Source organism: Streptomyces pseudogriseolus (genome assembly GCA_002154585.1).
Classification (GTDB): domain Bacteria; phylum Actinomycetota; class Actinomycetes; order Streptomycetales; family Streptomycetaceae; genus Streptomyces; species Streptomyces pseudogriseolus.
In genome coordinates this window covers 1-26,329 of the sequence record MUNG01000028.1, presented here as the reverse complement: position 1 = coordinate 26,329, position 26,329 = coordinate 1, and the positions used below count along the sequence as shown (strand labels likewise).

General features: G+C 71.9%; 26 protein-coding genes and 1 pseudogene. 16 read left to right on the top strand and 11 right to left on the bottom strand.

Annotated features, from left to right (window positions below):
- Positions 1–123 precede the first annotated feature (123 nt).
- Positions 124–663 (top strand): NUDIX domain-containing protein, encoded by a 540-nt coding sequence (locus CCN29_RS04185; protein WP_086680101.1) that lies wholly within the window; start codon positions 124–126, stop codon positions 661–663.
- On the opposite strand, the pseudogene CCN29_RS04180 reads toward CCN29_RS04185, so the two are convergent.
- A pseudogene (locus CCN29_RS04180) lies at positions 581–931 on the bottom strand (YybH family protein); the annotation flags it as partial. The gene CCN29_RS04185 and the pseudogene CCN29_RS04180 sit on opposite strands and share 83 nt — an antisense overlap.
- A gap of 14 nt (positions 932–945) precedes the next feature.
- On the opposite strand from CCN29_RS04180, the gene CCN29_RS35570 reads away from it, so the two are divergent.
- Positions 946–1,269: a LysR substrate-binding domain-containing protein gene (locus tag CCN29_RS35570; RefSeq protein ID WP_442538231.1), complete on the top strand. Its 324-nt coding sequence runs from the start codon at positions 946–948 to the stop codon at positions 1,267–1,269.
- Between the two features lie 96 nt (positions 1,270–1,365).
- Here the strand turns inward: CCN29_RS35570 and CCN29_RS34765 are convergent, their stop codons facing one another.
- A complete protein-coding gene (locus tag CCN29_RS34765; RefSeq protein ID WP_107481670.1) occupies positions 1,366–2,442 on the bottom strand; it encodes a helix-turn-helix domain-containing protein in 1,077 nt (358 codons plus the stop codon).
- Positions 2,443–2,590: 148 nt separating this feature from the next.
- On the opposite strand from CCN29_RS34765, the gene CCN29_RS04170 reads away from it, so the two are divergent.
- Entirely contained in the window at positions 2,591–2,983 is a 393-nt protein-coding gene (locus tag CCN29_RS04170; RefSeq protein WP_031022738.1) for a peptidase inhibitor family I36 protein, read from the top strand.
- A gap of 129 nt (positions 2,984–3,112) precedes the next feature.
- On the opposite strand, the gene CCN29_RS04165 is transcribed toward CCN29_RS04170, so the two are convergent.
- Positions 3,113–3,973, bottom strand: a complete 861-nt coding sequence (locus CCN29_RS04165) for a 3-hydroxybutyryl-CoA dehydrogenase (protein WP_006132347.1) — start codon at positions 3,971–3,973, stop codon at positions 3,113–3,115.
- A 199-nt stretch (positions 3,974–4,172) separates the two neighbouring features.
- On the opposite strand from CCN29_RS04165, the gene CCN29_RS04160 reads away from it, so the two are divergent.
- Positions 4,173–5,435 (top strand): glycoside hydrolase family 10-like protein, encoded by a 1,263-nt coding sequence (locus CCN29_RS04160; protein WP_006132348.1) that lies wholly within the window; start codon positions 4,173–4,175, stop codon positions 5,433–5,435.
- Here CCN29_RS04160 and CCN29_RS04155 read toward each other — a convergent pair whose 3' ends face one another.
- Positions 5,436–5,636, bottom strand: a complete 201-nt coding sequence (locus CCN29_RS04155; protein ID WP_006132349.1) for a DUF1918 domain-containing protein — start codon at positions 5,634–5,636, stop codon at positions 5,436–5,438.
- 309 nt (positions 5,637–5,945) lie between these two features.
- Positions 5,946–6,863 carry a DMT family transporter gene (locus CCN29_RS04150; protein ID WP_086680099.1) on the bottom strand — a complete coding sequence of 306 codons (918 nt, stop codon included), beginning with the start codon at positions 6,861–6,863 and terminating at the stop codon, positions 5,946–5,948.
- Between CCN29_RS04150 and CCN29_RS04145 the strand changes: the two genes are divergently transcribed.
- From CCN29_RS04145 to CCN29_RS04135, 3 genes are all read left to right on the top strand, one after another.
- Positions 6,862–8,298, top strand: coding sequence for an aminotransferase-like domain-containing protein (locus tag CCN29_RS04145; protein WP_006132351.1), 1,437 nt, complete (start codon positions 6,862–6,864; stop codon positions 8,296–8,298). The two genes, CCN29_RS04150 and CCN29_RS04145, sit on opposite strands and share 2 nt — an antisense overlap.
- Positions 8,299–8,338: 40 nt before the next feature.
- Complete coding sequence (locus CCN29_RS04140; RefSeq protein WP_006132352.1) at positions 8,339–8,782, top strand: GNAT family N-acetyltransferase; 444 nt, start codon at positions 8,339–8,341, stop codon at positions 8,780–8,782.
- Positions 8,783–8,914: 132 nt separating this feature from the next.
- On the top strand, positions 8,915–9,508 hold the full coding sequence (locus tag CCN29_RS04135; protein WP_031022742.1) for a histidine phosphatase family protein: 594 nt from the start codon (positions 8,915–8,917) through the stop codon (positions 9,506–9,508).
- 22 nt (positions 9,509–9,530) lie between these two features.
- On the opposite strand, the gene CCN29_RS04130 is transcribed toward CCN29_RS04135, so the two are convergent.
- The gene (locus CCN29_RS04130; RefSeq protein ID WP_006132354.1) at positions 9,531–9,989 is read right to left on the bottom strand and encodes a DUF6314 family protein; all 459 of its coding nucleotides are present in this window, start codon (positions 9,987–9,989) and stop codon (positions 9,531–9,533) included.
- Positions 9,990–10,142: 153 nt separating this feature from the next.
- On the opposite strand from CCN29_RS04130, the gene CCN29_RS04125 reads away from it, so the two are divergent.
- Positions 10,143–12,632: an alpha-L-arabinofuranosidase family protein gene (locus CCN29_RS04125; RefSeq protein ID WP_086680097.1), complete on the top strand. Its 2,490-nt coding sequence runs from the start codon at positions 10,143–10,145 to the stop codon at positions 12,630–12,632.
- A gap of 113 nt (positions 12,633–12,745) precedes the next feature.
- Here CCN29_RS04125 and CCN29_RS04120 read toward each other — a convergent pair whose 3' ends face one another.
- Positions 12,746–13,216 (bottom strand): nuclear transport factor 2 family protein, encoded by a 471-nt coding sequence (locus CCN29_RS04120; RefSeq protein WP_006132356.1) that lies wholly within the window; start codon positions 13,214–13,216, stop codon positions 12,746–12,748.
- A 163-nt stretch (positions 13,217–13,379) separates the two neighbouring features.
- Between CCN29_RS04120 and CCN29_RS04115 the strand changes: the two genes are divergently transcribed.
- The 6 genes from CCN29_RS04115 to CCN29_RS04090 all read left to right on the top strand — a co-directional run bounded on the left by CCN29_RS04115 (position 13,380) and on the right by CCN29_RS04090 (position 19,113).
- The gene (locus CCN29_RS04115) at positions 13,380–13,823 is read left to right on the top strand and encodes an Rrf2 family transcriptional regulator (protein WP_086680095.1); all 444 of its coding nucleotides are present in this window, start codon (positions 13,380–13,382) and stop codon (positions 13,821–13,823) included.
- Positions 13,824–14,158: 335 nt separating this feature from the next.
- A complete protein-coding gene (gene argC / locus CCN29_RS04110) occupies positions 14,159–15,190 on the top strand; it encodes an N-acetyl-gamma-glutamyl-phosphate reductase (protein ID WP_086680093.1) in 1,032 nt (343 codons plus the stop codon).
- Positions 15,191–15,302: 112 nt separating this feature from the next.
- Complete coding sequence (gene argJ, locus CCN29_RS04105; protein ID WP_086680091.1) at positions 15,303–16,454, top strand: bifunctional glutamate N-acetyltransferase/amino-acid acetyltransferase ArgJ; 1,152 nt, start codon at positions 15,303–15,305, stop codon at positions 16,452–16,454.
- On the top strand, positions 16,451–17,353 hold the full coding sequence (gene argB, locus CCN29_RS04100) for an acetylglutamate kinase (RefSeq protein WP_006132360.1): 903 nt from the start codon (positions 16,451–16,453) through the stop codon (positions 17,351–17,353). Before argJ ends, argB begins: the two co-directional genes overlap by 4 nt.
- Positions 17,350–18,555: an acetylornithine transaminase gene (locus CCN29_RS04095; RefSeq protein WP_086680089.1), complete on the top strand. Its 1,206-nt coding sequence runs from the start codon at positions 17,350–17,352 to the stop codon at positions 18,553–18,555. Before argB ends, CCN29_RS04095 begins: the two co-directional genes overlap by 4 nt.
- 18 nt (positions 18,556–18,573) lie before the next feature.
- Positions 18,574–19,113, top strand: coding sequence for an arginine repressor (locus tag CCN29_RS04090; RefSeq protein WP_006132362.1), 540 nt, complete (start codon positions 18,574–18,576; stop codon positions 19,111–19,113).
- 186 nt (positions 19,114–19,299) lie between these two features.
- Here the strand turns inward: CCN29_RS04090 and CCN29_RS04085 are convergent, their stop codons facing one another.
- From CCN29_RS04085 to CCN29_RS04070, 4 genes are all read right to left on the bottom strand, one after another.
- Positions 19,300–20,037 (bottom strand): FAD:protein FMN transferase, encoded by a 738-nt coding sequence (locus CCN29_RS04085; protein ID WP_031022749.1) that lies wholly within the window; start codon positions 20,035–20,037, stop codon positions 19,300–19,302.
- A 55-nt stretch (positions 20,038–20,092) separates the two neighbouring features.
- Positions 20,093–20,845 carry an FMN-binding protein gene (locus CCN29_RS04080; protein WP_086680087.1) on the bottom strand — a complete coding sequence of 251 codons (753 nt, stop codon included), beginning with the start codon at positions 20,843–20,845 and terminating at the stop codon, positions 20,093–20,095.
- Between the two features lie 53 nt (positions 20,846–20,898).
- A complete protein-coding gene (locus CCN29_RS04075; RefSeq protein ID WP_006132365.1) occupies positions 20,899–22,281 on the bottom strand; it encodes a ferredoxin reductase family protein in 1,383 nt (460 codons plus the stop codon).
- Positions 22,282–22,369: 88 nt separating this feature from the next.
- Positions 22,370–23,074 (bottom strand): L,D-transpeptidase family protein, encoded by a 705-nt coding sequence (locus tag CCN29_RS04070; RefSeq protein WP_006132366.1) that lies wholly within the window; start codon positions 23,072–23,074, stop codon positions 22,370–22,372.
- A 374-nt stretch (positions 23,075–23,448) separates the two neighbouring features.
- On the opposite strand from CCN29_RS04070, the gene CCN29_RS04065 reads away from it, so the two are divergent.
- The gene (locus CCN29_RS04065; protein ID WP_006132367.1) at positions 23,449–24,642 is read left to right on the top strand and encodes an argininosuccinate synthase; all 1,194 of its coding nucleotides are present in this window, start codon (positions 23,449–23,451) and stop codon (positions 24,640–24,642) included.
- Between the two features lie 112 nt (positions 24,643–24,754).
- The gene (gene argH / locus CCN29_RS04060; protein ID WP_006132368.1) at positions 24,755–26,185 is read left to right on the top strand and encodes an argininosuccinate lyase; all 1,431 of its coding nucleotides are present in this window, start codon (positions 24,755–24,757) and stop codon (positions 26,183–26,185) included.
- Positions 26,186–26,329: the final 144 nt, after the last annotated feature.

The following is a 26,329-nucleotide window of genomic DNA, read 5'->3' as shown; positions in this document are numbered from 1 at the left end:
GGCCGCACCCGGCGTGTGCCTCCACCGCGCCGCCCCCTGCGTCACGGGCGGCCCTCCGTGCGCCTGCTGTGCGGCGGCCGCTGCTGCGATATTGCCCCTTACCTCTCGGAAGGCGGCAGATCCATGCAGTGGACGAAACAGAACGAGCAACGCGTGTACGCAAACCGCTGGTTCAGCGTCAATCTCGCGGATGTCGAGCTCCCCGACGGCCGTCACCTCGACCACTTCCTCATACGCCTGAGGCCCGTCGCCGTCGCCACCGTCGTCAACGACGCCAACGAGGTCCTGCTGCTGTGGCGGCACCGCTTCATCACCGACAGCTGGGGCTGGGAACTCGCGGCCGGCGTCGTGGAGGACGGCGAGGACGTCGCCGCCGCGGCGGCCCGCGAACTGGAGGAGGAGACCGGCTGGCGCCCCGGCCCCCTGCACCACCTGATGACCGTGGAGCCGTCCAACGGCCTCACCGACGCCCGCCACCACATCTACTGGTCCGACGAGGGCGAGTACGTCGGCGAGCCCGTCGACGCCTTCGAGTCCGACCGCCGCGTGTGGGTCCCCCTGAAGGTCGTCCCGGACCTGATCACCCGGGGCGAGGTCCCCGCGGCCAACATGGCCGCGGCGCTCCTCCTCCTGCACCACCTGCGTCTCCAGGACAGGCCCTAGGCGGGCCGGTGAACTCCGGCTGGTCCAGCACCCGCAGCCAGCTCCCGTCCGGCTGCCGCCGCACGACCTGGGCTCGGGCGCCGGCCCCGTCCTTCGGCGGGGTCGACGTCAGCGCGAGGTCCCCGCCGACCAGCGTCGGCAACGGCGGCTCCGGCTAGAACCGCGGGGCGTTCGCCAGCACCTCCTCCCACAGCGCGCGGATCGCCTCCCGCCCGACGGTCACCTCGCCGGGCGGACAGGCCATCACCGCGTCCTCCTCGTACAGCGCGACCCGGTCACCCCCTGGAAAAGCGGCACCGGCTCACCCTGCGCGACCTGACCGCGTACCCGCTCGTGCGTATGCCGCCGGGCTCCGGCCTGCGCACGGTACTGGACCAGGCGTGCGCCGCGCAGGGCGTGCGATCGTCCATCGCGCTCAAGGCGAGTGCCGCCGACGCAATCGCGGACCTCGCCGTCCGTGGCCTGGGCGTCGCCGTCCTCAGCGAGCCGATGGCGGACACCTACCGCGACCGCCTCACCCCCATGTCATCACCGACGCGGCCATCCCGGTCCTGCTCGCCCGGGTCCGGCGCCCCGCCCAAAACCCTGCACTGCGCGCCCTGCTGACACTGCGGGCGGGCGTTCACCTGAGGCGCCGCAGTGCCTGGCCCGGAGTCACATCAGCTCGACCTTGCCGACGACAGACCCAGGGCGATGCGCGTCTCAGCAGGGAACGTCACCGGGGCAGCGCCAGAGCACTCGGTCCGGCCAGACATGGGCGTTCGTCGACATCTTGTGGACGACCCACCTGTGTGAGTGACCCAGGGCGAGCAGCCCTTCGGCCTGATATGCGGAGTGAACCCTGTCTGCCGCACAGTTCTTCGGATCAGTGGTGTGACTCGCCCCCGCTGCCAGGGTGCCGTGCCAGAGACCGTTCCCCTGGCAGGTGTGCCGCTTACTGTGCACGAAGTAGGTGAGCCGCGAGGTGACTTCCACAGGAACCGATCCGGAGTTGCTCAGCTTGAGCGCGAAGAACACCCGTTCGTCCGTGACGCGGACGCATGCGCGCAGGAGCACCCCGGCGGGTCCGACGCGGGCGTCACTGCAGCGGCTCTCCCGTCCCAGCGGGTCGACCTGGACCTGAGAGGGGTCTTCTCCCGGCACCCAAGGCGGGACGGATTCCGGCATCGGGATGTCGTCAGGCTGCTCGGTGCCGTGCGGTGTGGCACCCGCCCTCCCGGCCGTCGGGGCCGGCTTCTGAGCAGGTACGAAGGTCAGCAGGAGAACGGCCGCTGCGACGGTCGCGAGAAGCGTGACACCACGCCGCCGTCCGAGAGTCCCGAGCCGACGGACCCACGAGTGTCGGCTCGGACCCGCGTCACCTCCGACCGGCGCCGGGGCCGGGGGAGTCTCGTGCTCCATGCCGACCTGAGCAGGAACTGCGTCATCGCCGGGACCGACTGTTTCCTCGTCGTCGGTGGGCGAGGCCAGCTGGGCCTCCAGGTCGTGCCACCGCCGCCTCCACTCGGCGATCACCGTCTCCCGCTCTTCGGGGCCGGCCTTAGCGTACGTCAGACAGGCGCGTACATAGCTCAATGTGACCTGGCGGGAGGGCATCGCCTGGCCGTTCGCGGCCCCGGACAAAGCGGTTGACGAGTATCCGGCGTACCGCGCCAGCTCCTTGTACGTGGGGCTCCCGCACTTCGCTCGAAGCTGCCGCAGCTGTACGGCGAACGCCTCGGTGGGGCCGTCGTCCGGGTTGATCGGGCGCTCCGCACGCCCTTGCCGTGGTGTCGTCATCCGCACTCCAGGTACGTCAGCTTGATGACCTATTGATGACCGGCTGTAAGAACAGTGCAGGTCATCGAGGTTCAGGCCAAGCTTCGATCACCAAATCCTCCGCCGCCGACGGGGTGGGCGGAGGTTAACCGGAAAGAAGGAACGGCTCGTGATCCGTCTTCGCAAGCGTCTGACGACGGCCCTCGTGTCCGCCGGAGCGGTGGCTGCTCTCCTCACGGGCGGCGTCGGTGCGGCTCCTGGCGCGTCGGCTGCGTCCTCCGACTGTCCGCGCTCGCTGTCGGAGTCGCCACTGTGTCTCTTCGACGGGAAGAACTTCCAGGGCCGGATGCTCAAGTTTCCCGCGTACGGCTGCGTGAACCTCGCGAGCCCGTACGGGTTCGACAACCGCGCGGAGTCCTTCATCAACAACACGCACCACCGTGCCGTGCTGTACTACGGCGCGAACTGTTCGGGCACCAAGGTCGACGTGGCGCCGCGCTCGGCAAGCAGTGACCTCGGTCCTGCCAAGAACCAGATTTCGTCCCTCCGCATCTTCCGGTAGCGGAGGCCCGGCCCCCTGCCCCGCAGGGGGCCGGTGACGGGGTCGAAGCCCATGGCAGCACTGTGGGCCCTGAGTGGAACTTCCCGCTCAGGGCCCACAGTCGCGCAGTCGGACTGCGTCATTCCTGCATCACTCGTACGTGTAGAACCCCGACCCCGTCTTCCGGCCCAGGCGGCCCGCGTCGACCATGCGCTGGAGCAGTGGGGGAGCCGCGTACAGGGGCTCCTTGTACTCCTCGTACATCGAGTACGCGACCGAGGCGACCGTGTCCAGGCCGATCAGGTCGGAGAGCTTGAGCGGGCCCATCGGGTGGGCGCAGCCCATCTCCATGCCGTTGTCGATGTCCTCGCGGCTGGCGATGCCCGACTCGAACATCCGGATCGCGGACAGCAGGTACGGGATCAGCAGCGCGTTGACCACGAAGCCGGAGCGGTCCTGGGCGCGGATGGCGTGCTTGCCCAGCACCTTCTCGGTGAAGACCTGCGCGCGGCTGAGGGTGCCCTCGGAGGTGGTGAGCGCCGGGATCAGCTCGACCAGCTTCTGCACGGGGGCCGGGTTGAAGAAGTGGATGCCGATGACGTGGTCCGGGCGGGACGTGGCGACGGCCAGCTTCACCAGCGGGATGGAGGAGGTGTTCGACGCCAGGATCGCGTCGGGGCGCGTCACCACCTGGTCGAGCACCTGGAAGATCTCCGTCTTCACCTGCTCGTTCTCGACGACGGCCTCGATCACCAGGTCACGGTCGGCGAACTCGCCGAGGTCCGTGGTGAAGGTCAGCCGGGCCTGCGTGGACTCCAGCTCCTCCTCGCTGATCTTGCCGCGCTCCGCCGCCTTCGACAGGGAGTTGAACAGCCGGGTACGGCCGATCTCCAGGGCTTCGCCGGTGGTCTCGGCGACCTTGACGTCCAGCCCGGCACGGGCGCACACCTCGGCGATACCCGCGCCCATCTGACCGCAGCCCACCACTCCGACGCGTTCGATGTCGGTCACATCGTCCCTTTCGCTACTGCTTACGGCTGTGGCAGGGTGCCGGGTCCCGGCGCCTGCTCCGTTCGTGCACGTTACTCCGAAGTATCGATGATCGATCGCGGGGGTGGGGCATCCTGGCCGGGGGACCGTCCTGACCAGGCGGTTCCAGGACGGTGGTGACGGATGCCGTCGCAGCGGAGGCAGGGGGGCGAAGGTGCGGGTGTCACGCAGGGGTTTCGCGGCGGCGGCGCTGGCCGCCCTGGCGACGACGACCACGGGGTCGGCACCGCGGCCCGCGCCGGGCACGGGCACGGGCGCGGGGACCGCGGGCGGGCCCGGCCGGGGAGGCGCCGCGACCGGGGAGATGCGGGGCATGTGGGTGGCCACCGTCACCAACCGGGACTGGCCGTCCCGCCCCGGTCTGAGCGCCGAACGGCAGCGCGCCGAGCTGCTCGCCCACCTCGACGCCGCCGTCCGCGCCCGCCTCAACACCGTGATGCTCCAGGTGCGGCCCACGGCCGACGCGCTGTGGCCGTCGCCGCACGAGCCGTGGTCGCAGTACCTCACCGGCACCCAGGGCGCCGACCCCGGCTGGGACCCCCTCGGCACGGCGGTCGCCGAGGCGCACGCCCGCGGTCTGCACCTGCACGCCTGGTTCAACCCGTACCGGGTCAGCCTGCACACCGACCCCGCCCGCCTCGCCGCCTCCCACCCGGCGCGCCGCAACCCCGGCTGGGTGATCCCGTACGGCGGCAAGCTGTACTACGACCCCGGGCTGCCCGAGGTCCGGGCGTTCGTGCGCGAGGCGATGCTGGACGCGGTGCGCCGCTACCCCGTCGACGGGGTCCACTTCGACGACTACTTCTACCCGTACCCGGTGGCCGGGCAGACCTTCGACGACGACGCCGCCTACGACCGGTACGGCGCCGCCTTCCCCGACCGCGCGGCCTGGCGGCGGGACAACGTCGACCGGCTGGTCCACGAGACCGCCGAGGCGATCCGGAGCATCCGCCCCGGCACCCGCTTCGGCATCAGCCCCTTCGGGGTCTGGCGCAACGCCGACGTCGACCCGCGCGGCTCCGCCACGCGCGCGGGTGTGCAGTCGTACGACGACCTGCACGCGGACACCCGGAAGTGGGCGCGGGAGAACTGGATCGACTACATCTGCCCGCAGCTGTACTGGAACATCGGCTTCGCCGCCGCCGACTACGCGAAGCTGCTGCCCTGGTGGGCGGACGTCGTGCGCGGCTCGGGCACGCGGCTGTACGCGGGGGAGGCGCTGTACAAGGCGGGGGACCCGGCGCAGCCCGCCGCCTGGCAGGACCCCGCCGAGCTGTCCCGCCACCTCACGCTGGCGAAGCGGTACCCCGAGGCGCGGGGGCACGTGTTCTTCGCGGCGCGCGAGGTGACGGCCGATCCGGCCGGGGCGATGGCACGGGTGGTGGCCGACCACTACGGCCGGCCCGCCGGGCCCCCGTCCTGATCAGTGCCGGGTCACGACCTCCCGGTGCCGGATCTCGGTGTCGGGGCCGGGGGAGCAGATGCCCTCGTGCCCGTCCTCGAACCGGACCCGGTACGGCGGGTCGCCGTCCCGGCCGAGCACTTCGACGATCTCGCCGACCTTGTCGTGCTGGCCGACCACCCTGCCGTGCTGGACAAGCTGGTCACCCACGGTTGCGCGCATCGTCGCCTCCTCACCTGACGGGAGCAGCGGTCCATGCTCCTTCGAGTCTACGGCGGGGTACGGGACGCGCCAGCGGTCCGGCCGCGTTGCCGGGGGCACGCGGCCGGGTTCGACTTTCCTCGGCGGGAGCGCGCTCGGCCTGTACGGCGGGCGACGCTTCGCGCATCGGACACCTGCGGCGTTTCGCGCTGGGCGTCACGCCCGCGCAACGCCCGTCCACGCCCCTGCGTACCGCGCCCCCACCGCGTACGTTCACGCGCCCCGCCCCGGCCGTGCCGCGTCCTGCTCAGCCGGCCGCGCCCCCGTGGCCTACCCCCGCGCCCGCTGCGTCACCGCGATGCACACCAGCACCGCCACCGCCGTGATCGGGGCCGCGGCCGGGAGGTGTTCGCCCAGGAGGAAGACCGACCAGAACAGGGTCAGCAGAGGCTGGGCCAGTTGGAGTTGGCTGGCCTTCGGGATGCCGATGGCGGCCATGCCGCGGTACCAGACGATCAGGCCGAGGAACTGCGAACCCGCCGCCACCCACAGCAGGCCGCTCACGCTGTGCGCGGTGAGGTGGACCGGCTCCGCGGACAGGGCGACCGCGGCGACCGGCACGGTGAGCGGCAGGCACAGCACCAGCGCCCAGCCGACGACCTGCCAGCCCGGCATCGCCCCGGCCAGCCGGCCGCCCTCGGTGTAGCCGGCCGCGCAGATCAGCAGGGCGCCGAACAGGTACAGGTCCGCCGTGGTCAGCGCGCCCCCGCTCTGCTGCACGGTGAACGCCACCACCGCCGCCGCGCCGACGAGGGCCGCCGCCCAAAAGGTGCGCGAGGGGCGTGTGCCCGTCCGCAGGGCCGAGAAGAGGGCCGTGGTGAGGGGGAGCAGACCCACGACGACGGCCGCGTGCGCCGTCGTGGACGTCTGGAGCGCCAGCGTGGTCAGCAGCGGGAAGCCGAGCACCACCCCCGCCGCGACCACCGCGAGCCCCGCCCAGTGGCGGCGGGCGGGCAGCGGGACGCGCATGGCCAGCAGGCAGCCCCCGGCGATCACCGCCGCGAGCACGCTGCGCACCGCCACCAGCGACCAGGGGCCGAAGCCCTCGAGACCCCAGGCGGTGGCGGGGAAGGTCAGGGAGAAGGCCACCACTCCGAGGGCGGCCTGGAGGGCGCCGAAGCCACGGCCGCGCGGGGGAGCGGCGACTGCTATCGGTGCGGGTGCGGTAGCGCTACTCTGTACTCTCATGCACGAGAGTAGCAGTGTCGGTGAACTGGCGGAACAGCTCAGACAGGAGCTGGACCGCTACTCCCTCGGTGAGAAGCTCCCGTCCAGCAGGGCCCTCGTCGAGCGGTTCCGGGTGAGTCCCGTGACCGTTTCCCGGGCTCTCGCGCGGCTCGCCGCCGAGGGGCTGGTGGTCACCCGGCCCGGCGCCGGCGCCTTCCGCGCCGCGCCCCGCACCCCGGCCGCCCCCACCGGCGACACCTCCTGGCAGGAGGTCGCCCTCAGCGCCGACGGCGCCGCCGACCTCGTCCCGCGCTCCGTCGACGCGTCCGGCGTCCTCGTCTCCCTCGCCGCCCCCGCGCCCGGGGTGATCGAGTTCAACGGCGGCTATCTGCACCCCTCCCTCCAGCCGGAGCGCGCCATGGCCGCCGCGCTGGCCCGCGCCGGACGCCGGCCGGGGGCGTGGGGACGGCCGCCCATGGAGGGGCTGCCCGAACTGCGCGAGTGGTTCGCGCGCGCCATCGGCGGCCCGGTCACGGCGGCCGGCGTGCTGGTCACCGCGGGCGGACAGTCCGCCCTCACCACCGCCCTGCGCGCCCTGGCCCCGCCCGGCGCGCCCGTCCTCGTCGAGTCGCCCACCTACCCGGGCATGCTCGCCATCGCCCGCGCCGCCGGACTCCGCCCGGTGCCCGTCCCGGTCGACGCCGACGGCGTACGGCCGCCTCTGCTCGCCGACGCCTTCCGCGCGACCGGCGCCCGTGTCTTCGTCTGCCAGCCCCTCTTCCAGAACCCCACCGGCGCCGTCCTCGCCCCCGAGCGCCGCGCCGAGGTGCTGCGCATCGCCCGGCAGGCCGGCGCGTTCGTCGTCGAGGACGACTTCGTACGGCGGCTGGTGCACGAGGACGCCGGACCGCTGCCGCGCCCGCTCGCCGCCGACGACCCCGACGGCGTGGTGGTGCACGTCAGCTCGCTGACCAAGGCCACCTCGCCCAGCTTCCGGGTGAGCGCCCTCGCCGCGCACGGCCCGGTGCTGGAGCGGCTGCGCGCCATCCAGATCGTCGACACCTTCTTCGTGCCGCGCCCGCTCCAGGAGGCCACCCTGGAACTGGTCGGCTCGCCCGCCTGGCCCCGCCACCTGCGCGCCGTCGCCGCCGCCCTGCGCACCCGCCGCGACGCCATGACCACCGCACTGCGCCTCCAGCTGCCCGGCCTGGCGCTGCCGCACATCCCCTCCGGCGGCTACCACCTGTGGCTGCGCCTCCCCGACGGCGCGTCCGAGCCCGCCCTGGCCGCCGCCGCCCTGCGCGCGGGCGTCGCCGTCACCCCCGGACGCCCCTACTTCAGCGCCGAACCGCCCGCCGGACACCTGCGCCTCAGCTTCGCCGCCGTGGCCGGCACCGGCGAGATCACGGAGGGCGTGCACCGGCTGCGCACCGCCTGGTCCCAGGTGGTGGGATAACGGCTCGACGCCCCAGGTCACCGGCTGCCAGCATCGGCGCATGACTGCCGAATTCCGCCTGCCCGAGGGCTACGAGCTCTCCACCGACCCCGCCCGGATCGACGCCGACACGGTGCACCGGTGGCTGTCCACCGACGCCTACTGGGCCCTGGGCCGCCCCCGCGAGACCCAGGAGAAGGCGATCGGCGGCTCCCTCAACTTCGGTGTGTACGACACGGTCACCGGCGCGCAGGCGGCGTACGCCCGCGTCATCACCGACCGGGCCACCTTCGCCTGGCTGTGCGACGTGTACGTGGACCCGGCCGTCCGCGGCAAGGGCCTCGGCACCGCGCTGGTCACCGCCGTACGGGACGAGGTGCGCGCGTACGGCGTACGGCGGGTCCTGCTCGCCACGCACGACGCGCACGAGGTGTACGCGCCCATCGGGTTCCGGCCACTGGAGCGGCCGGACCAGTGGATGGCGCTGATCTTCGAGCAGGCGTGACGCACGGTCCGGCGGGGGCATAGGGCACGGTTGTGCCGTATGCCCCCGGCGGAGGGTGAGGGCCGTGCCACCAAGCGTCATGGCCGGCCGGCACCCCTTGACCAGCCGACCCCGGCGGCTGACCATCGCCGCATGGCACTTCGGGTCACGTTCGTCGCCGCAGCGGGGAGCTCCACGGTGCTGTCCGAGCGCTTCGAGGACCCCCGGCCGCTCGACCAGGCCGGATGGGGCGAGGTGCAACGCGTCGCGCACGAACTGCTGCCCCTGGCCGCGGCCGACCTGCGCTACTGCTCCCCGGCGCCCCGCAGCCGCGCCACCGGCGAGGGCCTCGGCTACGCGCCGCTCGTCCAGCTCGCCCTGCGCGACTGCGACATGGGGCGCTGGCGCGGACTGACCCTGGGCGAGGCGATGGCCCGCGAGCCGGAGGCGGTGGACGCCTGGCTCGCCGACCCGCGGTCCACACCCCACGGCGGGGAGTCCCTGCTGGACTTCATCGGACGCGTCGGCAACTGGCTCGACACCCGGCCCGCCGAGGACGGCTGCCGGGTGGTCGCGGTGGCCGAGCCGTCGGTGATCCGCGCGGCGCTCGTCTACGCGCTGAAGGCGCCGCCCGGCACCTACTGGAACATCGACGTCCGCTCGCTGTCGACGATCAGTGTCGCCGGGCGGCCGGGCCGCTGGAGCCTGCGGCTGGAGAGCGTGTCGGCCCAGCCACTGAGCGCGTAACTCCCGGGCACGCAGGCGCGGTTCAGTCCGCGTTCAGTCCGCGCGCGTAGTCCGTGACCAGTTCGAGGTCCTTCGCCGGGCCGCGCACCCGCCAGACCGTGCGCCAGTGGTCCGCGTCCCGCACGGTGAACTCGCCCCGGTAGAGGTCCGCCGAGCAGGGGTGGTCGGCGATGTGCCGGCCGGACCTGAGGTCCAGGTCGTGGAAGAAGCGGCCGTCGGCGAACCGCACGTCCGCCGTGCCATCGGGGCCTGCCAGGAAGCGGAGCGTGCGCTCGGCGGGCCGGGTGACGCCGCGCCAGGTGAAGTCGCCGGACTCCCGTTGCAGCAGGCCGTCGCCCTCCCCGTCCTGGAGCGGCTCGAACACCACGACACCGGTGAACCGCCCGTCGTCACCGCTCGCCAGGTCTCGTACGACCCGCTCGGCCCGCCAGGTGCCGCCCAGATACGCCAGTACGTCGGGTACCGGCCAGAACTCACCCATGGCGTCCCGTTCTCCCGTGCTCGCTCGTGCTCCGCGGTGCCGCACGCCCCATTGACGTGCTCCTGCCTCCTCCCTATCTTGCCGTTCGAAGTGCTGCACAGCGTCCGACATTTCGAACACCCGCCCATCTCCCCCCAGAGCCGCGGAGTATCCATGTCACGCACAGCCCGGCACCGCACCCGCCGCAGAGCCGTCCTCACCGGCGCCGCCCTGCTGACCGCCGCCGTCCTGCTGCCGGTCCCCGCCCACGCGGAGTCCGTCGCCGACTACACCGTCACCGTCGACACCGGCGCCCGTGGCCCGGCGGTCGACGACACCATGTACGGCGTGTTCTTCGAGGACATCAACCGCGCCGCCGACGGCGGTCTGTACGCCGAACTCGTCCAGAACCGCTCCTTCGAGTACTCCACCGCCGACAACGGCTCCTACACCCCCCTCACCTCCTGGTCGGTGAGCGGCACCGCCGAGGTGGTGAACGACTCCGGCCGTCTCAACGAGCGCAACCGGAACTACGCCTCCCTGGCCGCCGGTTCGTCCGTCACGAACTCCGGCTACAACACCGGCGTCCGGGTCGAGAAGGGCGAGCGGTACGACTTCTCCGTGTGGGCCCGCGCCGAGGCCGGCGCCACCCTCACCGTCACGCTGAAGGACGCGGCGGGCACCCTCGCCGACACCCGCAAGGTGGCCGTGCGGGGCGGCTGGACGCAGTACAAGGCCACGTTCACCGCCTCCCGCACCAGCAACCGCGGCCGCCTCACCGTGGCGACGGCCGCCGACGCGGCCCTCGACATGGTGTCGCTGTTCCCGCGCGAGACGTACAAAAACCAGCCCAACGGCCTGCGCAAGGACCTCGCCGAGAAGATCGCCGCGCTGAAGCCCGGCTTCCTCCGCTTCCCCGGCGGCTGCCTGGTCAACACCGGCTCCATGGAGGACTACAGCGAGGCCTCCGGCTGGCAGCGCAAGCGCGCCTACCAGTGGAAGGACACCGTCGGCCCGGTCGAGGAGCGCGCCACCAACGCCAACTTCTGGGGCTACAACCAGAGTTACGGACTCGGCTACTACGAGTACTTCCGCTTCGCCGAGGACGTCGGCGCCATGCCGCTGCCCGTCGTCCCCGCCCTGGTCACCGGCTGCGGCCAGAACAGGGCCACCGACGACGAGGCGCTGCTGAAGCGGCACATCCAGGACACCCTGGACCTGATCGAGTTCGCCAACGGCCCGACGACGTCCACGTGGGGCGGCCTGCGCGCCGAGATGGGCCACCCCAGGCCCTTCCACCTCACCCACATCGCCGTCGGCAACGAGGAGAACCTGCCGCGCGAGTTCTTCGCCCGCTTCCAGCGCTTCCGCGCCGCCGTCGAGGCGGAGCACCCGGACATCACGGTGATCTCCAACTCCGGCCCCGACGACGCCGGCACGGTCTTCGACACCGCCTGGCAACTCAACCGCGAGGGCGGCGTCGACATGGTCGACGAGCACTACTACAACAGCCCGCAGTGGTTCCTCCGGAACAACGACCGCTACGACTCCTACGACCGGCAGGGCCCCAAGGTCTTCCTCGGTGAGTACGCCTCCCAGGGCAACGCCTGGAGGAACGCCCTGGCCGAGGCGGCCTACATGACCGGCCTGGAGCGCAACGCGGACGTCGTGAAGCTCGCCTCGTACGCGCCGCTGCTCGCCAACGAGGACTACGTCCAGTGGTCGCCGGACATGATCTGGTTCAACAACCACGCCTCCTGGGGCTCGGTCAACTACGAGGTCCAGAAGCTGTTCATGACCAATGTCGGCGACCGGGTCGTCCCCTCGGAGGCGAGCACCACCCCGGACGCCGGCGGCCCCCTCACGGGAGCGGTCGGCCTGTCGACGTGGGCGACGAGCGCGGCGTACGACGACGTGAGTGTGACCGCCGCCGACGGCACGACGCTGCTGAGCGACGACTTCTCCGGCGACGCCTCGCAGTGGACCCACAGCGGCCGCGGAAGCTGGGGCGTCCAGGACGGACAGTACGTGCAGACCGACGAGGCCGCCGAGAACACCCTGGTCACGGCCGGTGACCCGGCCTGGCACGACTACGACCTCCAGGTGAAGGCCACCAAGAGGTCCGGCAAGGAGGGCTTCCTGATCGCCTTCGGAGTGCAGGACACCGGCACCTACTACTGGTGGAACCTGGGCGGCTGGAACAACACGCAGTCCGCGGTCGAGCAGGCCGTCGACGGCGGCAAGTCCACGCTGATCTCCAAGCCCGGCTCCATCGAGACGGGCCGTGCCTACGACATCGAGATCAAGGTGCGCGGCCGCCAGGTCACCCTCTACCTCGACGGCCAGGAGTGGGGCCGCTTCACCGACGACAAGCCGGCCGAGCCGTTCCGCCAGGTGGTCACGGAGGACACCCGCACCGGCGACCTGATCGTCAAGGTCGTCAACGCCCAGCCGTCCGAGGCGCGCACCGCGATCGACCTCGGCGGCGCCCGGGTCTCCTCACGGGCGCGCGTGACCACCCTGGCCGCCGACGCGGACGCGGTGAACACCGAGACGGACGCCCCGGTCACCCCGGTGACCTCGACGTTCCGAGGCGTGGCAGACAGGTTCACGTACGCCTTCGCGCCGCACTCGGTGACGTTCATGAGGATCGACCGGCGGTGACCACGCGGAACGCGTGACCCCCGGGGCCGGCCAGGACCGGCCCCGAGGGTTCGCCCGACCAGGCCGTGGGCGGTGAGGTGGTCGGCGAGTGCGGAACAACAACTCGGGCAGAGTTACGCCGTCGTGGCTGCTGTCCCGGCGGCCTCGACCGCGGACTTGAAGTCGGGGTGGACCCCGATCTGGTCAAGCCACACGCTCATCGAGTTGTAGCAATTGAACCTTTCGATCTTTCCGTCACGGAAGTACCAGAGGTCCGCCGCCGGCACGTCGATCCGGTTCCCGGTCGGTGGGATCTCGCCGGCCGGAGTCGGAAACCCTCCGAGGTGCGTCCCCTGGATCCGCAACTCGACGGCGACGACATCACCGAACGCATGTACCTCGAGCAGCTCACGGTGTACATCGGGGAACGAGCGGGCGAGGCCCGCGATCACCTGAGGGATCTGCTCTCCGCGGAAACTCTGTGAGGTCGACATGTCGTTGAACGACCCGTCCTCGGTGAACAAGGCCAGGAAACCGTCACCGTCGAGGACATTTCCTTCCGCGAGCCGGTAAGCCTCGCGAACGGTTTTCTCGTTGCTTTCCATCTCTGCTCTCCTCTGAATTCGCCGCACACTCGAGATCCGCTCGCGCTGGTCCACGATCGACCTCCCCGGCTGTCGTAACAGTAATGGTTACGGCAGATGGTTGCAACTTGAACTGTTACGACTGCCCTGTCGTAACATGGATCGTTGCGACGGAGGAGGGGTCATGAGCGCCAACAGCAGGCTGACCATTGCCGCCCATGCGCTGGCCTGGATCGGTCTCTATCAGCGCCAGGGCCACGAGGTCGCCACCTCCGAGAAGATCGCAGCCAGCGCGAACACCAACCCCGTGGTGATCAGGCGGCTGCTCGGCGAGCTGCGCAGGGCCGGGCTCGTGGAGTCCCGGCGGGGCGCGGGCGCGGGCTGGTCGCTGGCGCGCGAGCTGGGGTCGATCACCCTGCTCGACGTGTACGACGCAGTGGAACCCGGCCCGCTGTTCGCGATGCACCGCACCACCCCGGACCAGGGGTGCGTGGTGGGTCACGGCATCCAGCCGGCGATGCGGGGCATCTACCGGGACATCGAGGAGACCCTGAGAGACGAACTGGCCCGCGTCACGCTCGAGAAGGTGCTCGGGGACGTACTCGCGGCACCTCGCCGACCTCTCTGATCGGCTGGGCGACCCCGGGTCTCCTGGAGACGTCCGGCCGCGCCGGTCCGGTGGGCGAGGTCCAGGTGCAGGTGGTTCTTCGCCGCGTCGGCGGCCGGAGCGGGTACCACGGAGAAGGCCACGGCCGCGCGGTCCGCCGTGGCGCGCTGTGTCCCGCAGGTGCCGTGGGCGGTCCGGCCGAGGGCCTGCGCACGGAGGCGGACGCTTGCCCGGACGGCCCGGGCCTCGATGTCCACCATGACCGGTCGCGGCGCCAGGAAAGCGGCTCACCGGCACTGCGTTGCATAAACGTGCAGCGAAACGTATAGTCATGCCATACAGGAGGAGGGTTTTCCATGGCGGTACGTGCGGCGGTGGCCGGAGCGAGCGGGTACGCGGGCGGTGAGCTGCTGCGTCTGCTGCTCGCGCACCCCGAGGTCGAGATCGGCGCCCTGACCGGCGCCTCCAACGCCGGCCAGCGGCTGGGCGCGCTCCAGCCGCACCTGCTGCCGCTGGCCGACCGCGTCCTGGAGCCCACCACGCCCGAGGCGCTCGCCGGGCACGACGTCGTCTTCCTCGCGCTGCCGCACGGCGAGTCCGCCGCCATCGCCGAGCAGCTCGGCGACGAGGTCCTCGTGATCGACATGGGCGCCGACTTCCGGTTGAAGGACGCCGCCGACTGGGAGGCGTTCTACGGCTCCCCGCACGCCGGCACCTGGCCCTACGGCCTGCCCGAACTTCCGGGCGCCCGCGCCGCGCTGGAGGGGTCCAAGCGCGTCGCGGTGCCCGGTTGCTACCCGACCGCCGTGTCCCTCGCCCTCTTTCCCGCGTACGCCGCCGGCCTCGCCGAGCCGGAGGCCGTGGTCGTCGCCGCCTCCGGCACCTCCGGCGCGGGCAAGTCGCCCAAGCCGCACCTGCTGGGCAGCGAGGTCATGGGCTCCATGACGCCGTACGGCGTGGGCGGCGGGCACCGGCACACCCCCGAGATGATCCAGAACCTCAGTGCGGCGGCCGGCGAGCGCGTCACCGTGTCCTTCACGCCGACCCTCGCGCCGATGCCCCGCGGCATCCTCGCCACCTGCACCGTGAAGGCGAAGCAGCCAGGCGTCACCGCCGAGTCCGTGCGCGCCGCCTACGAGAAGGCCTTCGCCGACGAACCGTTCGTAGGGCTCCTCCCCGAGGGACGGTGGCCCGCCACCGCCTCCGTGTACGGCTCCAACGCCGTGCAGGTGCAGGTCGCGTACGACGCCGCCGCGGGCCGGATCATCGCGATCAGCGCCATCGACAACCTGACCAAGGGCACCGCGGGCGGTGCCGTCCAGAGCATGAACCTCGCCCTGGGCCTCGACGAGGCCACGGGGCTGACGACGATCGGAGTCGCGCCGTGAGCGACGCACGTGCAGCCGCCGGGCCGCAGACGACGACGATGCCCGCGCCTCTGCGCTGCACGGGCGGCCGTGACATCAGCCGCTACCGCGGCGGGGCGAACGAGGAGACACAGTGAGTGTGACGGCAGCGAAGGGATTCACGGCGGCGGGCATCGCCGCCGGGATCAAGGAGAACGGCAACCCCGACCTGGCCCTCGTGGTCAACAACGGCCCCCGACGCGCCGCCGCCGGCGTCTTCACCTCCAACCGCGTGAAGGCCGCGCCCGTGCTCTGGTCCGAGCAGGTCCTCAAGAGCGGGCAGCTCACCGCCGTCGTCCTCAACTCCGGCGGCGCCAACGCCTGCACCGGACCCAAGGGCTTCCAGGACACCCACGCCACCGCCGAAAAGGCCGCCGAGGTGCTGGGGACGGGAGCGGGTGAGATCGCCGTCTGCTCGACGGGACTCATCGGCGTCCTGCTCCCCATGGACAAGCTTCTCCCCGGCGTCGAGACCGCCGTGGCTCAGCTCTCCGAGCACGGCGGCGAGAAGGCGGCCATCGCCATCAAGACCACGGACACCGTCCACAAGACGGCCGTCGCCGGCGGGGACGGCTGGACCGTCGGCGGCATGGCCAAGGGCGCCGGGATGCTCGCCCCCGGCCTCGCCACCATGCTCGTCGTCCTCACCACCGACGCCGACGTCGACAGCGCCGCCCTGGACAAGGCGCTCCGCGCCGCCACCAAGGTCACCTTCGACCGCGTCGACTCCGACGGCTGCATGTCCACCAACGACACCGTGCTGCTGCTCGCCTCGGGCGCCTCCGGCGTCACCCCGGAGTACGACGACTTCGCCGAGGCCGTGCGGACCGTCTGCGACGACCTCGGTCAGCAGCTCGTCCGCGACGCCGAGGGCGCCAGCAAGGACATCAAGGTCGAGGTGATCAACGCCGCGACCGAGGACGACGCCGTCGAGGTGGGCCGCTCCGTCGCCCGCAACAACCTCCTCAAGTGCGCGATCCACGGCGAGGACCCCAACTGGGGCCGCGTGCTGTCCGCGATCGGCACGACGAAGGCCGCCTTCGAGCCCGACCGGCTGAACGTCGCCATCAACGGCGTCTGGGTGTGCAAGAACGGCGGCGTCGGCGAGGACCGCGACCAGGTCGACATGCGCTACCGCGAGGTGCACATCGTCGCCGACCTGGCCGCCGGCGACGCCACCGCCACCATCTGGACCAACGACCTCACCGCCGACTACGTCCACGAGAACAGCGCCTATTCCTCATGACCGTCACCCGTAAGCACACCGCGCTGCCCAAGGCGCAGATCCTCGTCGAGGCGCTGCCCTGGCTGACCCGGCACCACGGCAAGACCGTCGTCGTCAAGTTCGGCGGCAACGCCATGGTCGACGAGGAGCTGAAGGCCGCCTTCGCCCAGGACGTCGTCTTCCTGCGGCACGCCGGCCTGAAGCCCGTCGTGGTGCACGGCGGCGGCCCGCAGATCAGCCGCGCGCTGGAGACCCACGGCATCGTCAGCGAGTTCAAGGCCGGCCTGCGCGTCACCACCGAGGACGCCATGGACGTCGTCCGCATGGTGCTCGCCGGGCAGGTCCAGCGGGAGCTGGTCGGACTGCTCAACCGGCACGGCCCGCTCGCCGTCGGCCTCACCGGCGAGGACGCGCACACCCTCACCGCCACCAAGCACCAGCCCGAGATCGACGGGGAGTTGGTCGACATCGGGCGGGTGGGCGAGATCACCGAGATCGACACGGGCGCGATCGAGGCCCTGCTCGCCGACGGCCGCATCCCGGTCGTCTCGTCCATCGCCCGTAGCCAGGACGATCATCATGTCTACAACGTCAATGCTGATACGGCGGCTGCGGCACTCGCTGCTGCTCTGGGCGCCGAAACCCTCATGGTCCTCACGGACGTCGAGGGACTCTACGAGGACTGGCCGAACAGCGACGAGGTGATCAGCCGTCTCACCGCGTCCCAGCTCGAGAAGCTCCTGCCGGACCTGTCCTCCGGCATGGTGCCCAAGATGGAGGGCTGCCTCCACGCCGTGCGCAACGGCGTGAACACCGCCCGCGTCATCGACGGCCGGGTCCAGCACTCGATCCTGCTGGAGATCTTCACGGACGAGGGCATCGGCACCATGGTCGTGCCCGACGAACAGGGGGAGTCGTGAGCAACGCGGAACTCACCGCCCGGTGGCAGGGCGCGCTGATGGACAACTACGGCACGCCCCGCCTCCCGCTCGTGCGCGGCGAGGGACAGCGGCTCTGGGACGCCGACGGCAAGGAGTACCTCGACTTCGTCGGCGGCATCGCGACCAACGCCCTCGGCCACGGCCACCCGGCGATCGTCGAGGCCGTGACCCGGCAGATCTCCTCCCTCGGTCACATCTCCAACCTCTTCCTCGCCGAGCCGACCGTCGCTCTCGCCGAGCGGCTGCTCCAGCTCTTCGGCCGGGACGGCAGGGTCTTCTTCTGCAACTCCGGCGCCGAGGCCAACGAGGCCGCCTTCAAGATCGGCCGGCTCACCGGATGCACCCACGTGGTCGCCACCGAGGGAGCCTTCCACGGCCGCACCATGGGCGCCCTCGCGCTCACCGGGCAGGCCGGCAAGCGGGAGCCGTTCCTGCCGCTGCCCGGGGACGTCACCCATGTGCCGTTCGGCGACGCCCAGGCGCTGGACGCGGCCGTCACCGAGGACACGGCCCTCGTCGTCCTCGAACCCATCCAGGGCGAACTCGGCGTCGTCGTCCCGCCCACGGGCTACCTCAAGGCGGCCCGCGCCATCACCGCCGCCAAGGGCGCGCTGCTCGTCCTCGACGAGGTGCAGACCGGCGTCGGCCGTACCGGCGACTGGTTCGCCTACCAGGCCCACGAGGGCGTCCTGCCGGACGTCGTCACCCTCGCCAAGCAGCTCGGCGGCGGACTGCCGCTCGGCGCCACCGTCGCCTTCGGCCGCGCCGCCCAGCTGCTCCGGCCCGGCCACCACGGCACGACCTTCGGCGGCAACCCGGTCGCCTGCGCCGCCGGACTCGCCGTGCTCGACACCATCGCCGGCGACGGACTGCTGGAGAACGCCAAGCGGCAGGGCGAGAAGCTGCGCGAAGGCGTCGAGGGCCTCGGGCACGCCTTGATCGACCACGTCCGGGGAGCGGGCCTGCTCCTGGGTATCGTGCTCACCGAGCCGCTCGCGCCCCAGGCGCAACAGGCGGCTCAGGACGCCGGGTTCCTCGTGAACGCCGCCGCCCCCGACGTCGTACGGCTCATGCCGCCGCTGAACCTCGGGGACGACGCGGTGGCCGCGCTCCTCGGGGCGCTGCCCGGCATCCTGGACGCCGCCGGACGCGCGGGTGGGGCAGAACGATCCGGAGAATGACCGGAGAATGAGACGACGATGAGCCAGGAGCAGGACCAGGGCCAGCAGGCCGGGCCCGCCGTGCCGCAGACGCGCACCGCACGCCACCGCCGGATCGTGGACATCCTCAACCGGCAGCCGGTGCGGTCGCAGAGCCAGCTCGCGAAGCTGCTCGCCGACGACGGGCTGAGCGTCACCCAGGCGACGCTGTCGCGGGACCTGGACGAGCTGAACGCGGTGAAGATCCGCAACAACGACGGGGATCTGATCTACGCGGTGCCGAGCGAGGGCGGGTTCCGCACGCCTCGCGCTCCGCTGGGGGAGTCGGCGAAGGAGGAGCGGATGCGGCGGCTGTCGCAGGAGCTGCTGATCTCCGCGGAGGCCTCCGCGAATCTGGTGGTCCTGCGGACGCCTCCGGGGGCGGCGCAGTTTCTCGCGTCCGCGATCGATCAGGCCGAGCTGCACGACATTCTCGGCACCATTGCCGGGGACGACACGCTGCTGCTGATCAGCCGGGAGCCCACGGGCGGGCAGGCATTGGCCGACCACTTGCTGCGGCTGGCTCAGAACGGGAGCTGAGCGCCCCCCGCCGACTGCGGGCAGTCGTGCTGCTTGGGGCGGCACGGGTGGGCGCAGTCGGCACCCTTCAGCGGGCCTGTGCTTGACCTCCGTGCGGTCACCGGGGTGCCGGTACCTGTTGCGTGCCGGGTGCGGTCACGTCGGGGCTGGTCGCGCCGTTCCCCGCGCCCCTTACGGGGGTGATCGTCAGCCCAGCCACCGGGCGAGGTGTGCTGTGCAACGGACCTCGTCGCCCGCTGTGATCAGGAGGGCCTCCGTGTCGGGGAGGGAGTCCAGCCAGCGCAGACCCTCGCGGGAGCCCATCGCGAACGCCGCCGTGGCCCAGCAGTCCGCCCAGGTCAGGCGGGGGGCGACCACCGTCACCGCGACCAGGTCGGTCACCGCGGAGCGGCCCGTGCGCGGGTCCACGATGTGGTCGCCGCGCTCCGCGGTCCCGGACGTCGCCACCGCCAACTCCCGCGCCCCGGCGGCGGAGACCACCGCGGCGAGGCCGCCAGGGCGCAGCGGGTCCGACACGCCGACCCGCCAGGGCCGCCCCGTGCCCGGTGAGCCGAGCAGCTGCACATCGCCGCCGCCGTTGACGCTCACCCCGGTCGCGCCGGCCGCCAGAAGCCGCCGCGCGGCGCGCTCGGTCGCCCAGCCCTTGACGATCCCGGTCGGGTCCAGCTCCCCCCGGTACCGGGTGCTGAACCACCCCTCGCTGATCCGCTCCGCCTCCGCGGCCAGCTCCAGCACCTCGGCGACCTCGGGATCGCACTGCCCGGTCTCCAGCTCGCCGCGCGCCAGCCGGGAGATCTGGGTGTCCTCGCGGTAGGTGCTGAACACCTCGTCGACCCGGCGCAGCCCGGCGGCCGCCTCCTCCAGGGCCGCGCGCACCGCGCCCGGTTCCCCGCCGCGGACGTCGAGGGAGAAGACGGTCCCCATCGTCTCCACCACACGACGCTCCGCGGCGGGAGCCTCAACCGGTTCCGTCACCGTGTCAGCCACCGGCCTTGTCCAGAGCCGACTGGAGGGACTCCTGGTAGCCGGCGCTGGTGTACGTGGCGCCGGACACGGCGTCGATGTCCGCGGTGCCGGCCTGGACGGCCGCCTGGTTGAGCTTGGGTACGGCGTTGGAGGTGACCTGGTCGCTCTGGCCGCCCTTGGGCGCCTGCACGGCCTCCGCCTTGGTGATCTTGCCGCCGCTGACGGTGATCCGTACCTGGACCGGCCCGTACTGGGTCTGCGCGACATCACCGGTGACCGTCCGCGCCTGGGCGGCGCCGCCGCCTCCCGGGTCGGCGGGTGCGGCGGCACGCGCCTTGTCCAGGGCCGACTGGAGGGACTCCTGGTAGCCGGCGCTGGTGTAGGTGGCGCCGGACACGGCGTCGATGTCCGCGGTGCCGGCCTGGACGGCCGCCTGGTTGAGCTTGGGTACGGCGTTGGAGGTGACCTGGTCGCTCTGGCCGCCCTCGGGCGCCTGGACGGCCTCGGCCTTGGTGATCTTGCCGCCGCTGACGGTGATCCGTACCTGCACCGCCCCGTACTGGGTCTGCGCCGCGTCGCCGGTGACCGTGCCGTCCCCGATGGGCCGGGCGCCGCCCTGCACGGACTCCGCCGCGGGCGGGGCGCCGCCCGCCGCCTCGGCCGACCCCGGGTCGGACGCGGGTTTCAGCGACAGCAGCAGCACGATCCCGGAGACGGTGGCGGCGGTCGCCAGAACGGCACGCCGGACGGGGTGACTCTTCCTCATCGCTTCTCAAGCTCCTGATGGGTGACGGGCGACCGGGGCCGACGGGCCGCCGCTCACATCTCGAACGACTCGTGGTGGATGCGGCGCGCGGGGACCCCTGCGTCCCGCAGGGCCGCGTACACCTGCTGGGCGAATCCGGGCGGACCGCACATGAAGACGTCGTGGCGGTCGACGTCGGGGATCTTGCGGCGCAGGCTCTCCGCCGAGATGTCCGGGCGCTCCCCGTCGGGGCTGTTCACCGCGTACATCAGCCGGGCGCCGCGCTCGTCGGCGATCTTCGCCAGCTCGCCCCACAGCGCCAGGTCCTGCGTGCTGTTGGCCCGGTACAGCAGGGTGATGTCGCCGGACGCGCCGGGCAGCGTCTCGAACAGGGCGCGCATCGGGGTGATGCCCACCCCGCCCGCCACCAGCAGCACCTTGCCGCGGCTGCGGCGCTGCGCGGTCAGCGCCCCGTAGGGGCCCTCCGCCCACACGCGCGTGCCGGGCTCCAGCTCGCGCAGCCGGGAGCTGTGGTCGCCGATAGCCTTCACGGTGATCCGCAGCATGTCCGGGCGAGGCGCCGCGGACAGCGAGTACGGGTGGGAGCTGAACCGCATCCCGGGGGCCAGGAACCGCCAGCGGAAGAACTGCCCCGCCTCGGCGCCCATCCGGTGCAGACGGTGCCCGCCGATCAGCACCGACACCACGCCGGGCGTCTCCTCGATGACCGCCTGGACCCGCATGCGGTGCCGGAGGTTCAGCCGGACCGGGGTGATGATCCGGTACCACAGGACCAGCACGGTCACGGCGCCGTAGAGCCCGTACCAGAAGGTCTTGGCGGACGGGGTGACGGCGAACTCGTTGCCGGTGGTGATCTGGTGCCAGAACGTCAGGAACACCGCCGCGTACGTCAGCAGGTGCACGTGGTACCAGCCGTCGTAGGGCAGCCGGCGCCGGACCGGGCCGACGGAGAGGAGGGCGATGACGAACAGCAGGCCGGTGCCGATGGCGGCCTTGCCCATGTCCGGCAGCGTGTTGATGGAGGTGACCGTCTGGGACACGATGTCGGCGAGGGACCTGCCCGCCTGCCGGGCGTAGCCCCACATGATCAGGAAGACGTGCGCGACGACGAGGCTCACGGTGTAGCGGCCGCTCATCGCGTGCCAGCGGGCCACCCGGTCCGAGCCGACCCGCCGTTCCAGCGCGGGCACCCGCGCCATCTGGAGCACGACCAGGGCCATCAGGTATCCGGCGAGCAGCCCGGTGATCCGCCCGGCGGCGATGATCTTGCCGGTGGTGTCCGCGATGGACGGTGTGCTCGTCCACCAGAGCCACAGCACGGCCACAGCGCCCGCGCCCACGGCGAGCAGCAGCGGGACGACGGGGGAGCGGCGTGGACGGATGCGGCGCATCGTCTGGCGGCGGGCGGCACGGCCGCCGGCGAGCGTGGTGGTCACGGTTCCTCCGTGGGACTCGGCCCTTGGCCCTCACATACGTGCCGCCACGCTGGAGTGTTCAGCGGAAACCGTGGATTCGTAGACCGTTTCAGTAGCGGGTGATGGCGGTGCGCCCGCCGGTCGTGCCGACGGCGAGGTGCGGGGACCGCGCGGGGTCGGCCCAGCGGAGGATCTTCCGCATCGCGCTCTTCGGCACGGACACGCAACCCGCGGTGGCGCCACGCCCGTTGACGTGCAGGAAGATGCCGGCGCCCCGGCCGCGCACCGGGCGGCGGTAGTTGAAGTCCACGACCAGGGCGTGGGCGTACTGCGTGCGGTAGGTGATCAGGTGCTCGGCCCGGCTGGCCCGGCAGTCGGCCGCCCGCGGTTCGGTCCAGCGGTTGTAGACGCGCGAGGAGTTGTCCTGGCACCACCAGGAGTCCGGCCGCACGGGCCGGTAGGTGTACCGGGTGCCGGAGGGGGCCGCCTCGATACCGAAGGCGTACGGCAGCCCGTACAGCCCGGTGGGGGTGGTGTTCGTGCCCTGCTTGCGGGTCGCGCCCTCGGCGAGCCCGTTCGCGCCGAAACGGGCCTTGGCCGACCCGGCCGCGATCCAGCGTCCGCCCTTGCGGTCCCACCAGGTGACCGTGCCGGTGGTGGAACCGGTCCGCGCCGCCACCGCGGTGATGAGCTGGGTGCCGCCCCCGGTGTCCGCCATCCGCTCCGGCAGCGTCGACGCGGGCCGCTGCACGGTGCCGAGCGAGAGCAGGGACAGGGACACGAGGACGGCGACGGAGACAGGACGCGGGCGCATGGCTCACATGCTGGACGGAGGCAGCGGCGACGGCAGCCCGGGACGTCCGTCCAGGCGCTTGCCTCGTGCGGACCCGCTCACCCTCGTACGCGGGAACCGTGGCCGCCCCGGCCGGCGCTTCCACGGGGCGGCCACAGCGCCTGTCACCTCACTGCGTGAGTGCGCAGGCGGCAGGGGAGTCGAGGGCCGGCGGGTCGTTCCGCGTCCATGAGCCATACGCGCCGGCCGTCTGCCGCGTTCACCTTCCGTGCGGAAGCGACCTCGGCCGGGTCCGGCCGGTTCGCGGCCGGACGCCCATGACCAGGCGGATTGACGAATCATGCGGACTCCTGCATACTCATGCATGTCAGCGAATGCACTGTGAGGAGAAACCCGTGACCGAGCGCGTCGTACTCGCCTACTCAGGCGGTCTGGACACCTCCGTCGCCATCGGCTGGATCGCCGAGGAGACGGGCGCCGAGGTCATCGCCGTTGCGGTCGACGTCGGCCAGGGCGGCGAGGACCTGGACGTCATCCGCAAGCGCGCGCTCGCCTGCGGTGCCGTCGAGGCCGAGGTCGCGGACGCCAAGGACGAATTCGCCGAGGAGTACTGCCTCCCGGCGATCAAGGCCAACGCCCTCTACATGGACCGCTACCCGCTGGTCTCCGCGCTGTCCCGGCCGACGATCGTCAAGCACCTCGTCGCCGCCGCGCAGAAGCACGGCGCCACCACCGTCGCCCACGGCTGCACCGGCAAGGGCAACGACCAGGTCCGCTTCGAGGCCGGCATCGTCGCCCTCGCCCCCGACCTCAAGTGCATCGCCCCGGTCCGCGACTACGCGATGACCCGTGACAAGGCCATCGCCTTCTGCGAGGCCAAGGGCCTGCCGATCGCCACCACCAAGAAGTCGCCGTACTCCATCGACCAGAACGTCTTCGGGCGCGCCGTCGAGACGGGCTTCCTGGAGGACATCTGGAACGCCCCGATCGAGGACGTCTACGAGTACACGCAGAACCCCGCCGAGCCGCGGGAGCCCGACGAGGTGATCATCACCTTCAAGGAGGGCGTCCCCGTCGCCATCGACGGCAAGCCGGTCACCGTGCTCCAGGCCATCCAGCAGCTCAACGAGCGCGCCGGCGCCCAGGGCATCGGCCGGATCGACATGGTCGAGGACCGCCTCGTCGGCATCAAGTCCCGCGAGGTCTACGAGGCCCCCGGCGCGATCGCCCTGATCACGGCCCACCAGGAGCTGGAGAACGTCACGGTCGAGCGCGAGCTGGCCCGCTACAAGCGGCAGGTCGAGCAGCGCTGGGGCGAGCTCGTCTACGACGGCCAGTGGTTCTCCCCGCTGAAGCGCGCCCTCGACGGCTTCATCGCCGAGGCCAACCAGCACGTCAACGGCGACATCCGGATGACCCTGCACGGCGGCCGCGCCGTCGTCACCGGGCGGCGCTCGGAGTCGTCGCTGTACGACTTCAACCTGGCGACGTACGACACGGGCGACACGTTCGACCAGGCGGCGGCCAAGGGGTTCATCGACATCTACAGTCTGTCGGCGAAGATCGCGGCCAAGCGGGATCTGGTCTGACCGGTCCGGTCGCTGTGGGAGGGGAGCTGCGGGCCCGCCGGGGCTGGTCGCGCAGTTCCCCGCGCCCCTTTCAGGGGCGCGTTACATCACCATTTTTTGAGGAGCGCAGGTAGTGAGCAGCAGCAGCGGTGACGTACGGCTCTGGGGCGGGCGGTTCGCCGACGGTCCCGCCGAGGCCCTGGCGAAGCTGTCCGCGTCCGTCCACTTCGACTGGCGGCTGGCCCCCTACGACATCGCCGGCTCCCGCGCCCACGCGCGCGTGCTGCACACGGCGGGTCTGCTCACCGAGGACGAGCTGACCCGCATGCTCGAAGGGCTCGACCAGCTCGAGGCCGACGTCGCCTCCGGCGCCTTCACCGGCACCATCGCCGACGAGGACGTCCACACCGCCCTGGAGCGCGGCCTGCTGGAGCGGCTCGGCCCCGACCTCGGAGGCAAGCTGCGCGCCGGCCGGTCCCGCAACGACCAGGTGGCCACCCTCTTCCGCATGTACCTGCGCGACCACGCCCGCGTCATCGGCGGTCTGATCGCCGACCTCCAGGACGCGCTGATCGGGCTCGCCGAGGCCCACCCGGACGTGGCGATGCCCGGCCGCACCCACCTCCAGCACGCCCAGCCGGTGCTCTTCGCCCACCATGTGCTCGCCCACGTCCAGTCCCTCTCCCGGGACGCCGAGCGGCTGCGCCAGTGGGACGAGCGCACGGCGGTGTCGCCGTACGGCTCCGGCGCCCTGGCGGGCTCCTCCCTCGGCCTGGACCCGGAGGCGGTCGCCAAGGACCTCGGCTTCGAGCACGGCAGCGCCGCCAACTCCATCGACGGCACGGCCTCCCGGGACTTCGTCGCCGAGTTCGCGTTCATCACCGCGATGATCGGCGTGAACGTCTCCCGGATCGCCGAGGAGATCATCATCTGGAACACGAAGGAGTTCTCCTTCGTGACCCTGCACGACGCCTTCTCCACCGGCTCGTCGATCATGCCGCAGAAGAAGAACCCGGACATCGCCGAGCTGGCGCGCGGCAAGTCCGGCCGCCTGATCGGCAACCTCACCGGCCTGATGGCCACCCTCAAGGCCCTCCCCCTCGCGTACAACCGCGACCTCCAGGAGGACAAGGAGCCGGTCTTCGACTCCATCGACCAGCTGGAGATCCTGCTCCCCGCGTTCACCGGGATGATGGCCACGCTCACCGTGCACCGCGAGCGGATGGAGGAACTGGCCCCGGCCGGCTTCTCCCTCGCCACCGACATCGCCGAGTGGCTGGTCCGGCAGGGAGTGCCCTTCCGGGTGGCCCACGAGGTCGCGGGCGAGTGCGTCAAGGTCGCCGAGGCGGAGGGCAAGGAGCTCAACGACCTCACGGACGAGGAGTTCGCGAAGATCTCCGCCCACCTCACGCCCGAGGTCCGCACGGTCCTGAACGTCCCCGGCGCCCTGGCCAGCCGCAACGGCCGCGGAGGCACGGCCCCCAGCGCGGTGGCCGTCCAACTGGCAGAGGTCAAGCAAAACGTGTCCCTCCAGCACAACTGGGCGAAGTCACAGCACCCCTAAGGGGCGCGGGGAACTGCGCGCGGCACGTCCCACGCCAGGGAGCGGACCGCCCCGCAAGGGGCGCGGGGAACGGCGCGCCCAGCCCCCACAACGCGGCACGTCCCGCGCCTGGGGGTGGACCACCCCCCCAGGGGCGCGGGGAAC

Coding starts and splice junctions, on each gene's coding strand:
- argB (WP_006132360.1), top strand. CDS start 16,451: ATGACCGTCACCCGTAAGCACACCGCGCTGCCCAAGGCGCAGATCCTC.
- CCN29_RS04120 (WP_006132356.1), bottom strand. CDS start 13,216: ATGGAAAGCAACGAGAAAACCGTTCGCGAGGCTTACCGGCTCGCGGAA.
- CCN29_RS04145 (WP_006132351.1), top strand. CDS start 6,862: ATGCACGAGAGTAGCAGTGTCGGTGAACTGGCGGAACAGCTCAGACAG.
- CCN29_RS04115 (WP_086680095.1), top strand. CDS start 13,380: ATGAGCGCCAACAGCAGGCTGACCATTGCCGCCCATGCGCTGGCCTGG.
- CCN29_RS04140 (WP_006132352.1), top strand. CDS start 8,339: ATGACTGCCGAATTCCGCCTGCCCGAGGGCTACGAGCTCTCCACCGAC.
- CCN29_RS04090 (WP_006132362.1), top strand. CDS start 18,574: ATGAGCCAGGAGCAGGACCAGGGCCAGCAGGCCGGGCCCGCCGTGCCG.
- CCN29_RS04080 (WP_086680087.1), bottom strand. CDS start 20,845: ATGAGGAAGAGTCACCCCGTCCGGCGTGCCGTTCTGGCGACCGCCGCC.
- CCN29_RS04070 (WP_006132366.1), bottom strand. CDS start 23,074: ATGCGCCCGCGTCCTGTCTCCGTCGCCGTCCTCGTGTCCCTGTCCCTG.
- CCN29_RS04150 (WP_086680099.1), bottom strand. CDS start 6,863: ATGAGAGTACAGAGTAGCGCTACCGCACCCGCACCGATAGCAGTCGCC.
- CCN29_RS04125 (WP_086680097.1), top strand. CDS start 10,143: ATGTCACGCACAGCCCGGCACCGCACCCGCCGCAGAGCCGTCCTCACC.
- CCN29_RS04155 (WP_006132349.1), bottom strand. CDS start 5,636: ATGCGCGCAACCGTGGGTGACCAGCTTGTCCAGCACGGCAGGGTGGTC.
- argC (WP_086680093.1), top strand. CDS start 14,159: ATGGCGGTACGTGCGGCGGTGGCCGGAGCGAGCGGGTACGCGGGCGGT.
- CCN29_RS04085 (WP_031022749.1), bottom strand. CDS start 20,037: ATGGGGACCGTCTTCTCCCTCGACGTCCGCGGCGGGGAACCGGGCGCG.
- CCN29_RS34765 (WP_107481670.1), bottom strand. CDS start 2,442: ATGACGACACCACGGCAAGGGCGTGCGGAGCGCCCGATCAACCCGGAC.
- CCN29_RS04135 (WP_031022742.1), top strand. CDS start 8,915: ATGGCACTTCGGGTCACGTTCGTCGCCGCAGCGGGGAGCTCCACGGTG.
- CCN29_RS04185 (WP_086680101.1), top strand. CDS start 124: ATGCAGTGGACGAAACAGAACGAGCAACGCGTGTACGCAAACCGCTGG.
- CCN29_RS04130 (WP_006132354.1), bottom strand. CDS start 9,989: ATGGGTGAGTTCTGGCCGGTACCCGACGTACTGGCGTATCTGGGCGGC.